Genomic DNA, 14,541 nt, shown 5'->3' with positions numbered 1-14,541 from the left:
TTATCTGATCTAAGATATGGAGCTATGGTTGGTTGCGATGGATGTGGTTTTGTTTGTTCGATGAAGATGGAGTTTATTTGGATTTACAGAGTTTTTATAAGTCCTTGATGTGTATAAGTGTTTGATAATCAATAGATATATTGAATTGATGGAGGGCTGGATTGATTGAGGCTAGGCGTGGCTAAGTTTTTGATTGAAAGATTGTCGTGTATGACTAATTTGGAGGTATGTTGGAAATATTCCCATTTTTGTTAGGTCCAAATTTGTGCGTTGTGGCTTTATTGGCGCAATTGTGTGGTTTTAAGTTAGATAGGGCTGCTTCTGGCCGAGATGTAATGGCTTGCACAAACTTGAAAATATTTGCCCTGCTTCGGACTTTTTCAGCACAGTATTTTAATGCCTAGCGTTCTGGTCGTTTTATATGATTTTAGTGATGTTAAATGTTTAAATTCGGAATCTTCATACCAGTTAGAAAACGCTGGGTTTTGATAAGGTTTGCGCGGATAGGTATTTCAGATATTCTTTATGTTTAGTTTTTTTTATTAAACTTGCACTTTGCTTGCCCCAGATATGTTTCATAATAACAACCGTTGGTTTGATCGTGCCCCGAAAAAAAGGGGCTCGTCACATCAATTCCGTGAAGGCTTTGCGCTCGTTGTAGCATTGAGCTTGATGGCTCTGATCGTACTGTTGTTGCTGAGTTTATCTACAACAATCAAGTTGCAGCTATCAACGGTGAGTCATCAGCGGGACAAGGTTCAAGCTCGTCAAAATGCTCTGCTTGGTCTGTCTGTAGCTTTGGGCCAATTGCAAAAGCAAATGGGTCCTGATCAACGCGTTTCAGCCTCGGCGATTTTTATTCGCGAAAATGGTGATCCGCAGATTTCAGCAATAGCTGCTGATGATCCCCGTCGTTTTTGGCAGGGCGTATGGGACTCATCAAGTAAGGGATTGAATCCCGGAGAGGCCACGCCCAATCAGTCAGCTCTTGGCTGGGTGCGTGATCCGAATGTCGAGCATCTGGGTTGGCTAGTGTCTGGTGTTGAAACCATGCAGGGTGACTTGTCTGGTACCGATTTTACTCCAGAGCCAAATGGGGAAGCGCCCACAGGTTTTGTTCGCTTGGTTGCTGGGGATTCTGTGGGTGATACCAACATAACGGATTTCGTTTATGCTCCAAAAGTTGATGTTGAAAATGGGACATCTACGACGCTTGGTAAATACGCCTATTGGATTTCGGATGAGTCGCAAAAAGCGCCTGTTAATCTGGTCGATGGCCGTTATTTGGGGGCAGCAACGAGTCTACAAGAGCAGGAGTTCCGCAAAGAATATTCCAGTAGTCGCTACAGCTTAATGGCTCCAGAGAAGGTGGGGCTTCAGGTATTAAATGGTTTGGCGAGTTACGATCTGGAGCAAGAGTCACTCGCAAGCGCCTTGGAGCGTATTAGCCTTTTCTCAGATATTGTTCTTGCCGACCCTCAGGTCGATCAGTGGAAAACTATATTGCCTCAATACTATCACGATTTGGGCATTAAGACAAATATGCTTCAGGTAGACGTATCCAACGGCGGACTGAAGAAAGATTTAAGCCTGCTTTTTGAGCTTTCAGATGAAGACTTCAGCAATAGCCCATTTGCTGGAAATCCTAGGACCGATCGCTCGGATAACCCACCTTATGACGATGTTTCGGTTTATCGAGATGAGTTTACTGAGGGCCCTGTCAGTTATCTATATAAATACAACATACCGGAAATTAGCAATGAGGCCTATTTGCGAGGGCCGTCGTGGGATTACTTGCGGGATTACTATCAGCTTTATAAGCACTACTCGGTCGGTGAGTCCTATCGTGCAAGACCATATCGCCCCAATACTGTCGATCATAACAATACTGGTGATAGCAAGCTTCAAGGGATCAAGCGGACCTTCGTCAGCATGTTTGAGACAAAGGGCGGTAATGTGGGCATTAACAATAACACGGTTAGTACAAAATCAAAACTCGGGGATGAATACTTAAATGGTGGTCAGCAGGTTCAAATTCCTCGGCTGACTCGCCATCAGGTTGCTCCTGTAGTTGTCCGTTTTTACTACATCTTCAGCCTCGCTCAGGTCACCCCTTCAGAAGGATTGGGGAAAATTGCACGCGATGATTCGGGTGCCCCGATCAAGATTGAAGGTAATGACTGGAATTACGTAATTGAAAATTTTGGGCAAACGACAGCCATGACCATGATGGTTCAGCCAGTAGCTGTTTTATGGAATCCGTATAATGTTCCGATTGAATTTAGCGGGTACAAAATAGCCTTAGAAAAGCCAGAAATTACATTTGGTCTTTCTTGGAGTGAAATGTCAGGAGGGGTCGCTGTTGATCGAGGATACGAAGCAAGTCTGGGCAATTTATTGAATGACGCTAGTCCAGCAAAAGATTCGAATGGGAATACTCTTGGCTCCTTCAGAGATAATCTAGAATTTGTAATTGGCAATCCACCAGATGGTGATGAACCCATCGTTCTGAAGCCAGGAGAATTGCAGTTGTTCAGCATGCAGCAGGCAGATCCAATACAAGTCGGAGACATCATAATCCACGAGGAAACGCTTTTTCTAGAGCCGGGCTGGAGCACTACAGGCGGGTTGGTTTTTTATAGAGCACTGGACTCGGTGCATCGTTCAAATGTTAAGGTCAATGGTGTAAATGTGCCTATCGTAACGGATAACATCCCTATTGGTAGCGCTGTCACTATTCATGACATTTATTGGGGCAAGCCAAATGCCGCCGATAATAGCGGTGTCTTTAGTTTTAAGTGGTACGATTTTTTGCTGGATGACTCCTTGCTCGGTTTTGATAGCATTGAGCACGGAGGCGACATCAACACTGAGGATTTCCTGCTTAGAGGGCAAGCTGGCACTTATAAAAGACCATCCGGCCTTAGCCCTCAGGGTGAGTTTAATTCAATTCGAGGCCAAGTCATTAGCCCGATTCAGGTCACGGGTTCTTTTAGCAAAAAATATCCATTCATGGCGTTGGAAATTCGTCTTAACCCCGCCTACTCAACGCCATCAAGCAGCGTGGATGATGGCATCCCGCTGGAGATGCTGGGAAGTATGAATCCGTTTGGTCTTTTGGGCACAACCGAGCATAGTGGCAACACTGTCCCGGGCCGCTACCAACTATTTGTGCATCCCCTGAATGGAGAGCCTAGTCTCAATTTTCTGAAGCCGGAACTTTCAGTTGGGACTGATGCCAATACCTTGTTCGGGTATAGTTACTCCAATAGTTCTGTCGGAGGAAATCCAGGATCTAATACCGTTGTACTGCAGGAGGTGCCCACTGCGCCTTTGTGGTCGTTAGGCTCCCTTCAGCATGCCAATACTTCGTTGAGCAGCTATGAGCCAAGGAATGCGATTGCTAACTCCCAAGCATCTCTTTTTGTGGCCAATAATGATTTTGATCTTAGCGAGACATGGAGCGAAGGAAGTTGGTCGAACCATGCTACTATTGCAGATGTTTCCTTTTTGAGCAATCATGCGCTATTTGACACGTATTTCTTCTCCAGCTTGGCACCGGGTCCAAGTGAAACATCCGTTGGGGATCGCATTGATGGTCTGGCTGCTGCCGCGATAGTTGATGGAAAACCAAGCCTGCCAAACAAGCGCTTTGATTACATGGGTGATAGTGACATGAATGCATTGGCAGAGGAGCTCAAGGCGGAGGACGGCTACTTGAAGACGGCAGCGAACTGGTCAGTTGAAGGTGGTTTCAACGTTAATTCAACTTCAGTGGATGCTTGGAAGGCTTTTCTGGCTTCCAATCTTGGCCGTGACTTTCAATACATTGATGAAGAAGGTTTAGAGCAAGCGAGCACCAATGGTACGTTGTTCTCTCGGTTTGGCATTCCCAACTCGACAGTGCGTGATGAGAATAATCCTCGTGATGACTGGTATGCTCCCCATGCGTTGACTGTTAACCAGATTAGCCGTTTAGCTGAAGAGATTGTGGAGCAGGTCAAGGAACGTGGGCCTTTCCTGAGTTTAGCAGACTTTGTGAATCGCCGCCCGGGATCTCTTGAGGAAGATCATCGCAAGCAAGGTGCGCTTGCCGCAGCTATCGAAGCATCCGGTATAAACGATAGGATCCGCAGTCGTGGGACTGATGCGTATGGCGATTATGTAGACTCAGGATTGTACCAGGAGAATACCTTGGACACAACTTCAGCGGGTGCCCCGGGCTGGTTAACCCAAGCTGATGTGCTGACCCCGTTGGCCCCATACTTGTCTGCACGATCTGATACCTTTATTATTCGTGCCTATGGCGAATCCGGGGGAGGTTTTGATGGTGTCCCAAGTGCGGGAGTCTGGTGCGAGGCAATTGTTCAACGTCTACCTGATTATATCGGACCTGAGGATAATGACGCTTGGGACGAGATTAACGGCCTATCCAGTACTAACCAAAAATTTGGACGCCGCTTTGTTGTTGTTGGCTTTCATTGGCTTAGTGAGGATGAAATATAGTTCAAGTATGCTTCGTGTCTTCATTATTGCCCTGTGCCTGCAAGGAATCTTTGCAGCAAAATTATTTGCACAGCCAACACCTGAAACTATTCGTGTGACATTCAGCTGCATCAGTTGGAATAAGCCTATCGGAGGCAATCTCTACGTAAATGCTGGTGAAGGAATGGAGCCTGTTAGTATCCATACAATGCAACGCTCCAAGCCAATTGAATATGAGGGGCCAAATCCGATTGTTTTTTATCGAGAGCCCAGTGATAAGGCCGATGGAATGGCTTACGTGCCAGTCGCTCGGGTAACGGTGAAGCCAGGGATTCACGAACCACTTTTCCTGTTCTTCGGCTCAGGTGATGAGTATAAGATTTTCGAAATCGAAGATAGTTTTGATACGTTTCCCGTGGGCAGTTATCGTTTTCTTAATCTCACGAATAGGAATATGTTAGCCCAGTTAGGCTCAAATAAGCTTGAGCTGAATTCGCGAAGTTTGGAAAAACTGATGAATCCATTTGAAAGCACGCATGAGTATCAGGTCGCATTTATTGTGCGCGAGAAGGACGAGTTAACTCCAGCCTATTACAATCGCTGGATGCACTTCGACAACTATCGATATCTGATTCTAATTTCCGAGTCTAAGTCTCAGGATGCCGGACCGATGGAGTTTAGGATCTTATCTGACATGAATCTTAATCAGTAATGGCCGGAAAGCGAAGTCAACGCATACAAGACATTAAAGAAGAACTAGTTGAGCGCGTTAAAACTGGTCGTCGCCGCCCTGGTAATTGGTTTTTTTCCAATCGTGAGCTGGCGGGCCAATACCAAATTAGCTACCAGACAGCACATCGATTGATTACCGAGCTTTGTCAGGAGGGTTATATTCATCGGACTCCAGCTTCTGGAACTTACGTTGCATCGGAGCAACGACCACCAGAGGGCGTCACGCTATATTTGCATCCAGAGTCAACTGAGGAGAAAAGCTACGGCGGCATCCTCAAGCAAAGGATGATTGATCGGTTAGAACAGGAGAACATCTCCTATGATATTCGCATAAGCAGCAGCTTTACGGAATATATGCCGAATCGATTCGCCATAATCTGGGCCAATCGTTTTGATTTAAGAAAATTTTATTCTGACCTGCATTACAGCCTGCTAATTGACCAAGTAGCTGACTCGGGCTTATGCTCCGTTTTTACTGACAGTTTGAGACTCGATTTTGTATCGGCAGGCCGGACAGCCGGTGAGCTGATGAACTTACGTAAAGACATTAGCAAACCACTTATTCTATGCGGTCCATTGTCCTGCGATAGCATGCGTAGTATCCTAGAGGGGTTTCAGGGCGTCTGCCCGGAGTGTCAGGTTTTCCAGTTGGATTCGTGGGATCGCTTTGATCATGTTAAGGCTTTGGATGAAATTCGTAAGCTGGACTTTGACGGCATCTTTTCCACGCACAATACAGCTACCATCGTTATGGGAAGGGAATTAGGTGAGCACCTACCGCACATTGGTTTTTGTTATACAACAGAGTCCCTGGATTCGAATACGACTAATTTAGTTTATCCTTGGGATCATCTTATCGACGAAGCAATCCGCATATACCGTAAGCGTAGTATGGGTGACGCCTCAGTTGCCACACAGCATATGCTGAATGTTTATCTAACCGGAGTGCGTAGTTGGCTAAATGAATCACCTGCTTAGCTCTAATTGGGCATGGTTGTCTGCGACTCATGCTCATACCAGTTTGACCTTCGAACGGTTGGTGAGCCTTGATTTGTGTCGAGCTGACCATCTATAAATAATCTTTCGGCTAGCCGTCCGAGTGGACGCGTGTGCTGCCTAAATAAACCAAATGCAGATCATTCATGAGGTATATAAAACTACGGTTATTAGCATTTAATTTAATTTCGATTGCGTCGGTGTCTATTGGATATGGGTCTCAGGCTGTTTTTCTCAGTGGGCTTAATCAGAAAAACGACATCAAAATATCTGCCTGGCAGATTAACCATATACAGGCGATTACCTCGGCTGGGAGGTATCGGGATTATGAGGGTGACGTCTTGCAACTGACGGGGCAGGCGAATTGTAAGGGGGCGAAGGGTGATTTATCCGTACGTGCAGCTTTGCCTGAAAGCCTGATGGCTCTTAGCTTTTATGCCAATGCGCAGGAGAATGTTAATCGGATAGGCGTGCAGGTTGTGGACTCCGAGGGCGAGTCTTTGTCATCGACGATACCTTACACAGATAGTGGTTGGAAGGAACTGCGATTCGATTTTGCGGAAGCTGAGTTCATTCAGGCTTATAAACAGGGCGATAAAAATGGTGAAATGGATTTTCCGCTTAAGCGCGTCAATGTTGTGTGGTTTACCAATGGGCCAGGGGAGACTGCATTGCAGATCAATTCGCTCATCGGCTGGGTAGATCAAGCGCAGGTAACTAATCCATTGCAATTTAGTCTCGCTATTTCCCCGGCCATTGAATCCGGGGAGAGGTCACTGGGGAATGTTGTGGTGACTAATTATACGTCAGAACCGCAAAATCTCACCCTGAATTATCTACTACAACTCGACAGTCAATTAGTTGCGCCGCCTTCGCCAACCGCTCTCGGCACCGACGAAGCTAGGGACAAATTATCTTGGACAGAGCGAAACGGCGAGGAAGTAGGAGTCGGGACATTAACCGACGGAAATGACGCAACCTGCTACCGCTTCAATTGGGGGACCAATGTCGATGAGGCTAAGCAGTACATTGATTTTGGAGAAATCATTGAACTCAGGCTGCTTCGAGTAAAAGCGAGTGACGCCAATTGGGTGTACAAAGTAGATATTGAAGCATCACTTGACGGCTCAACATATGAGGCTGTGCCCGGACTGACCAATCTCGATTGGAATGGAAAATGGGGAGAGTTCTTTGTACCAGTAGAGATTCCTACTAAGGCGCGTCGGATACGTTTGCGCTATCACAACAATGGCGATTCAATGAAAGCATTAAAATTGCCGAATGAGATTTCGGTGTATGATGGTGCTTCTGACGAGCCACTTGAATTTCCCGTAACTGGGCAGAGTGTCGATGCTGGTTTGCTGAACGTAACGATACCGGCCAACAGTTATAAGGTCATCCCGTTTTCCACGAAGGAGGCGCTTGATACTGGTTGCTACCTCTTCTCGATCATGAACGAGAGCAAAAACCCTAATATGGGTTGGATTAGTTGGAGCACGTTGCTAGTTCTGCCGCCTCGAGATATTTCAATTTCACCGGATTCACACTTCGGTATGAACGCCTCATGGACGGAATTGGCGGCGATGAATGGCCTGTTGGGTGTTGGTTGGATTCGTTTTGAGAACCTCAAGTGGCCAATGATGTCTCCCAAGCCAGGCGAATTCAACTTCACGGGAGAAGTTGCTCCGTGGCGAGTGAATGTTGATGAATACGTGGAAACTTACCATGATCTTGGCATTTCGGTTTTACCCTATTTATTTGAGACGCCAGAGTTTGAGTCCATCGGACCAGAGGATGCGGGAAATATGATTTTTCATTACCCGCCCCGAAATTATGAAGACTATGCTGAGTTCGTTTTTCAAACAGTTGCCCGATATGGCAGCCAAACGCATCCGGCCGATGTTCTGATGACGGAAGACAAGGTTTCCGGGCTCAACTTGATGACGACCTACGAACTCTGGAATGAACCCAATTTGGATGCGCCGTCATGGGGGCATTGGATCGGTCCCTATGATGAGTATTTAAAAATGTTTAGGTTGGGTGCTATTGCCGTGAAGCGTGCTGATCCGACCGCGCAGGTTTCTAATGGAGGATTGGCCGGAACTGAACTTAGTCTTGTAGACCGCTTTCGCACCTACGTCTATGAGGATGGCACAACACCTTTGGACTACATTGATGTACTAAGCGTGCATCATTATACGGGGCCGATCGCACCGGAGATTGCTACTGTTAATACCAATATTGAGCGGAATGGTGGTTCAGCAGGTCAGATGTCTTTTGAAGATAACTTGACCGAACTGATTGAGTGGAAGCAGCGCTATAAGCCGGAGATGAAGGTATGGATGACGGAAACTGGCTTTGATACTGGCGGTCGCATGGCCGTAGGCTATCGTGAACATGCTGCCTATACTCCGCGCAATATCCTGACAATCTTGGGGCATGGAGTGGACAAGGTATTTGTTTACCGCGAAAAAGGATCGACGCCAACGCAGCATTCCTCAAGCGGAATGTTGGACAACGATTTGCAGCCTCGCCCGGCTTTCCTGACTTACGCGACCTTAATTCGAGTGATGGACGGTGTGGAGCACTTTTTCCAAGTGCCGCATGCTGACGAGAATGTGCGTGTCTATGGGGCTGTTAAGAATGGTCAACTAATTCTTGCGGCTTGGGCAATTGAAGATACTGCTCCATTGGGGATTAATTTGGGCGAGGGGCAAGTCACCGACTCATTTGGCCACACCGGTATGAAGCAAGTTGGTACAAGCTTTCCATTGAATATTTTCCCGACCTACTTCAGTGATTTCAATGGAGATGTAGCGTCAAAAATTCTTTCTGAGGCTCACGACGGAGCTGCGGAGTGAGCACGCGTAAGGATGGCCACCCAGTTAGAGATTTGCTGTGTCGGTCATCCTGATTCTTCAGGGCTAGGGAAGCGATAATGTCAGCTTTTGAGCGAATGGGGCGTTCTTACTGCCCGTAATTAGTGTCCATTACTGAGTCAGAATTCTCATTCATTTTGGGATTAATACCAAATTATTTCTTTGGGAAATTATTGTAGCGATTTTTCAGTATGTTGATGGGCGGAGTTGGCTTATTGTCGTAAGAAATCGGGCTATTCTGGCTGGAGATGATGAAGCATTAATGGTCATTCTAATATCTTGATTCGTTAAAAAATCTATTGACTTTGAGCATTAATTTGTAGATTTTTGGAACTGTTCTCATTTAGATGGAGCCACAGGCGGTAGACGCTCAAGGCAATAATTCAACCCCAAACTCATTCAACCTCATGACGGTAAAATTATTAATACTTAGTTCATCGCTTGCATTCGCAGCATCAGTCAGTGCGCAGCAGGTCTTTACGCCAGCTGATTATGGCACAGCAACCGGTGGTGCTGCATACAACTTTCTGGGTGCATTTGATGATCAACCAGTTATCGGCGACCTTGTTGCCCCCATTAGCACGGTTCCTGGAAGCGAACTAGGTGCGAATATCGACAGTTTTGCCGGTCCTCGCCAAGCCTATATCGATTTCGGCGCGGACTACAGCACAATACAGATTGAGGAACTTTGGACCGCGTATCGATTTTTCTCAAATATTTCGACTCCTACTCCTTTTGAGGAGCTATGGTGGTCAGATACTCCTAACAATCTCCGTGGCGGTGTTGGTACTTTTACGGATATCGATTCAAATGATTTTAATTTTGGAACGACAGCAGTCGCTAGCACCGGCTCTGTTTCGTGGCATCAGGACTTTGACTTTTCAACGTCTGTCACCCCTGCACATCGTTATTTGATTCTTACAATGGGCTCTAATGGCTTTGCTGCTGGACGTGCAACTGAATTGGCAATTGTTACCACTACGATTCCGGAGCCTTCAATTTATGCAATGGCTTTAGGGTCGCTGGCTCTCGGATTGCTTTGCCTGCGTCGTAAGCGAAATGCGTAATTGAACAGCATTTCTGCATAGTTTGGGCCGAGATGCATTCCCGTTCCTTGAAATTGACGGTCAACTAATTTGACGGCAAAGGTAGAGCTTTACCCAAGGGGCTCTACCTTTTATTTATGAGGATTTTATCACACTGAAACGCGATTCTTTGCTTGGAGTTGGGCTGACTCTTATTCATCTTCTTCTCAGTTTTAATGCCTAAATCTACAAAGTCCGAATTATCTAATGCTCGACATCTTGCCCCCCATGTCCAGCGGCCGACGATCACTGATTTGGAAAGCCTCACCGGCTTTTCCAGAAGCACTATATCTCGCGCATTCAATCCCAAAGCATCGGTCAAAAAGGGTACGCGTGATAAGATAATTAAGGCGGCCGGCGAAATCGGTTTTTCACCACACCCTGGCGCGCGTATGATACGCTCGCAAAGGAGCTTTCGATGGGGGCTCTTATTGCCTCACCTAGAAAATTCCGAGTACGCACAATTAGTTGAGACCCTTGACGCTGAAGCTCATCGGCAAGGTACTAATTTTGTATTGGGCCTGACGCACTACGATGCGAAGGTTGAATCTTCGTTTCTCCGCCATTGGGCTGCTGGAGAGGCTGATGGCGTTATTTGCGATGCTGTATCCTGGACTGAAAACGGAGATCTGTATCGACAGCTGGTCGATCGTGGCTATCCATTCATGGCCCTCTACTATGCACCTGATGGATATTCACAGGCCAGAAGAGATGACTACGAATCCTTTTGCATTGGACTTCGCAACTTGATCGGCATGGGACATCGACGCATTGCTTATGTGGGAGTGGATCATCCACAGGCCAAATTTACTAATTCATTTTGCGCCTATAAGGAGGTCCTGAAGTCGCATAAGATTGAGTATGATGAGTCCTTGGTGATCATGAATGCCAATAACCGTGAGTCGGGGGTTAAGGCTTGGCAGTTGATTAGGGAAATGTCCAATGCTCCTACAGCCGTCATGGCCTTTAATGACACTTTGGCCAGTGGTATTTGGATTGGTGTTCATGCTGATGGTCTTTCCGTGCCAAAAGATTTGTCCATTATCGGAAGTGACGATATTCCAGAGTCTCGACTCATGGGCCTGACAACTATTCGATATGATCGCGCAGAATTGGCGCGCCGGGTCCTGAATACCTTAGAAAAAATGCGCATTGAACCTATGGGGCCACAGATTGTTACGATGGACACATATGTGGTTATGGGCAACTCGGTATCCCCCCCCAGAAATCAGAGCAAGAACGGAAATCGCAAAAACCGAAACAATTAGCATATCAGTTTTGCTATGGTTGAGGAGTGGAGGCCTTAACTGGCATTGTGTGCGTCAAGAGGTTTCGCTTTAAAAGAATGCTCACGTAAAAACTCCCACTATTATTCTGCTCAAACTAAGGGATATATAATGCGCTTAGTCTTGATATGCAGATAGCGATTCTATTCAGAGCAACACTATATGAAGCCCCTCGAACTTGTTAATGTTCTTCAAGGAACGGATTCGACTTACGACTATTCGCGAGGTAACACATTGCCAATCGCATCAGTGCCTTGGGGCATGCATCATTGGACTCTACAGACTGCGCGTGGGCCTTGGTATTTCAACCCCAAGCACCCAAAATTGCAGGGCATACGATTAACGCATCAACCAAGCCCATGGATTGGAGACTATGCGAGTATGCTAATAACTCCATTTCACGGGAATTCATTGGGGAGTATTGAGCAACTTTCTTCCTGTTGGAGCGTGAGTCAATCAACGCTCAAGCCGAACCATATTAAAACGGAGCTTTTGCGCTATGGTATCGAGCTTGATGTTGTCCCATCGCGGCGCGGTGCTCGTTTTAAGGTAAAACGGAAGAGCGGGGAGCCTATTAAAATTCGATTTTGGCTCGATCGCGATCATGATCTCAGTTTGACGAAATCTTCGAGCGGGGGAACGCTTAACATGGAAATTAACGAATCCCACGAAACGTTGCCGCAGAATTATACCCTCTATATTCACGGGCAGTTTGACCCAAGCCCTGTGGAATTCAACCGTCTTGGTGATGGTGGTTATTTAGTCTTTGGCGGCGAGGTGGAGAGTGTGGAGTTTTCTCTAGCTGGTTCATTTATTGATCACAACCAGGCTGCGATTACCCATGAAAGAGAAGTGGCACATCGCTCCATGGATGCCTTGGCGCAGGAATGTGCGCAGGAGTGGAATAATCTACTGAGTCGAATTGAGATTGATCCGATTGACGAGCGTCAGGCAGTTACTTTCTACTCCTGTCTGTATCGTGCTTTGCTTTTTCCTCGTATGCTTGATGAATACGATAAGCATAATGCACGCGTGCATTTCAGCCCCTTCAGTGGCAACGTTGGCAACGGACCACTGTGCACTGATAGCGGATTTTGGGATGTCTTCCGTACCGTTTATCCGCTTCTAGCTCTTGTCTACCCGGATATACTGTCTGACATACTTGAAGGGTGGCTAACTATTTGCCGGGATACTAAATGGGCTCCACGGTGGCCAACATATCGGCTCCGGGATTGCATGATCGGGACGCATTTTGACGCCGTAGTTGCCGATGCGGTGTGCAAGGGCGTGACTAATTGGTCTGTCGAAGAAGCTTTCGACTACATATGGAAAGACGCTAGCACTGAGAGTGACTCAGGCCTTTATGGGCGGAAGGGATTGCGAGATTACGAACGGTTGGGGTACTTGCCAGCCGATAGATACCCTCACTCAGTCGCTAGCACATTAGATTTTTGCTATAATGATTTTTGCGTTTTGCAGGTTGCTAAGCATCTCAAACAGCAATCCATAGTTGAGAAACTGCTTCCGCGGACTCAATTTTATAAAAACGTCTTTGATTCCTCAGTCGGATTTATGCGAGGTCGCAATACTGATGGTTCGTGGGACCCAGCGTTTAATGAACGCCTTTGGGGGGGGGGCTATGTCGAGGGTGGACCGTGGCAATGGTCATTTCATGTGCCCCATGATCCATCGGGGTTGGCAGATTTATTTGGTGGACCGAAGGCACTTTGCGCGAAGTTGGATACTATGTTGAGCACAGATCCCGATTTCCTGGTTGGCACATATGAATCTGAAATTCACGAAATGACGGAAATGGCCATGGCGGGATTTGGCCAATATGCCCAATCGAACCAGCCGGTACACGCTTATCTCTATTTGTATGCGCTCATGGGCAGGCCAGAAAAATCTAGGTACTGGGTGCAGCGCGTTGCCACTGAGCTTTATGGCCCTGATTGCTTTCCGGGCGATGAGGATAACGGAGAGATGGCGTCTTGGTATATACTTTCCAGCCTAGGACTCTTTCCACATTGCCCGGGAAGGGCTGAATATATACAGATTAAGCCATTGGTAAAAAGCGCAAAGATTCATATTCCAAATGTTGAGAATTCAATACTTCTAGAGAATGATCATCAGTACGGCGATGAATGCATAATTCAGCATGAAGCATTGACCCGCTCCCAATCTTCATGCCATAGGCAGTGCTAGGATTTTCCGCTTCGATTGGGTTGTTGTTGTCTTGGCTACAGCTTGCTGGGCGTATTCGGCCGGAGGCCGATAGCCCAGCGAGCTGTGTGGTCTATAGGTATTATAATCGAGGCGGTATTCTTCAAGCTTTTCCCTGGCCTCCGGTATTCGGTGACTGATTCAGTTGTTGGCTCGAAGCCTCCCTCAAAATAAAGCGTCTCTCCTTGTTGGTTCTCTGAATATAGCAGGATCTGTCCCTCCGGCGAAAGGCCTAGCTGAAATTGGCGCTGTTCCCTATCGGCATAGTCAAAATGCGCCACCGTTTTTGCTTTCAAAAGTGTTCCTGACTGCGCCATTTGTACCACATCATCCTTCCATTCGACCGAAACTCGAAGTGAATGAGATTTCATTGCTTCAACCTCCGTAATCCACTGATTCAACTCGGTTTCAATGCTACTTAGAAAACTCTCTACCCGCTTGATTAATGCATCAAGATTTTCTGGCAATTGTGGTGAATCCATATCAACAATTGGCTTTCTCATATCACTCAGTGGAACTCCCGGAAAAATTAGCCTCGAATCTTCTTTTTGCTTTTGAGCTCTCTTTGAAAGTCTTTGCATTGACATTCCAGTTAAGGAGTAACCCCTCGATGCGCTCAAAACAGCGCCGAGCTCCAAGTCGGGATTTAATTCTCGGACACTTGCTAACTTGATCAGTCGCCAGTTGTCATTGGAAAGTTGCGCCATACGGCTTAATTCGATTGGGAGCGAATCACCACCATGAGTCGTTCGTTTGACGAGAGTGACCTTCAATGGATCTTTTAACTCAGACAATCCAGGATTCAAATCATTGCCTCTAACTAACTGCATCACTCGCCTGGCGGCTTCGATTCGA

7 protein-coding genes and 2 pseudogenes are annotated in these 14,541 nt (G+C 46.7%); 8 read left to right on the top strand and 1 reads right to left on the bottom strand.

Annotated features, from left to right (window positions below; genetic code table 11):
• The first annotated feature begins 555 nt into the window (after nt 1-555).
• From IE065_RS03125 to IE065_RS03095, 8 genes and pseudogenes are all read left to right on the top strand, one after another.
• The gene (locus IE065_RS03125; protein ID WP_189511737.1) at nt 556-4,506 is read left to right on the top strand and encodes a hypothetical protein; all 3,951 of its coding nucleotides are present in this window, start codon (nt 556-558) and stop codon (nt 4,504-4,506) included.
• Between the two features lie 7 nt (nt 4,507-4,513).
• The gene (locus IE065_RS03120) at nt 4,514-5,197 is read left to right on the top strand and encodes a hypothetical protein (RefSeq protein ID WP_189511735.1); all 684 of its coding nucleotides are present in this window, start codon (nt 4,514-4,516) and stop codon (nt 5,195-5,197) included.
• Nucleotides 5,197-6,195 (top strand): GntR family transcriptional regulator, encoded by a 999-nt coding sequence (locus IE065_RS03115; RefSeq protein WP_189511733.1) that lies wholly within the window; start codon nt 5,197-5,199, stop codon nt 6,193-6,195. The genes IE065_RS03120 and IE065_RS03115 overlap by 1 nt, the downstream gene beginning before the upstream one ends.
• A gap of 218 nt (nt 6,196-6,413) precedes the next feature.
• Nucleotides 6,414-9,074 carry a GH39 family glycosyl hydrolase gene (locus IE065_RS03110; RefSeq protein ID WP_189511731.1) on the top strand — a complete coding sequence of 887 codons (2,661 nt, stop codon included), beginning with the start codon at nt 6,414-6,416 and terminating at the stop codon, nt 9,072-9,074.
• Nucleotides 9,075-9,499: 425 nt separating this feature from the next.
• Nucleotides 9,500-10,159, top strand: coding sequence for a hypothetical protein (locus IE065_RS03105; RefSeq protein WP_189511729.1), 660 nt, complete (start codon nt 9,500-9,502; stop codon nt 10,157-10,159).
• Nucleotides 10,160-10,353: 194 nt separating this feature from the next.
• Nucleotides 10,354-10,542: pseudogene (locus IE065_RS18340) on the top strand (hypothetical protein); the annotation flags it as partial.
• A gap of 66 nt (nt 10,543-10,608) precedes the next feature.
• A complete protein-coding gene (locus IE065_RS03100) occupies nt 10,609-11,445 on the top strand; it encodes a LacI family DNA-binding transcriptional regulator (RefSeq protein ID WP_229792048.1) in 837 nt (278 codons plus the stop codon).
• Between the two features lie 180 nt (nt 11,446-11,625).
• A complete protein-coding gene (locus tag IE065_RS03095) occupies nt 11,626-13,668 on the top strand; it encodes a GH92 family glycosyl hydrolase (protein WP_189511724.1) in 2,043 nt (680 codons plus the stop codon).
• Between the two features lie 57 nt (nt 13,669-13,725).
• Here IE065_RS03095 and IE065_RS17970 read toward each other — a convergent pair.
• Nucleotides 13,726-13,827, bottom strand: a pseudogene (locus IE065_RS17970) (integrase core domain-containing protein); the annotation flags it as partial.
• Nucleotides 13,828-14,541 lie beyond the last annotated feature (714 nt).

The sequence above is a fragment of the Cerasicoccus arenae genome, assembly GCF_014651635.1.
GTDB classification, from domain to species: domain Bacteria; phylum Verrucomicrobiota; class Verrucomicrobiia; order Opitutales; family Cerasicoccaceae; genus Cerasicoccus; species Cerasicoccus arenae.
The sequence above is the reverse complement of the archived record's forward strand: the minus strand, read 5'-3'. Positions and strand labels throughout refer to the sequence as shown.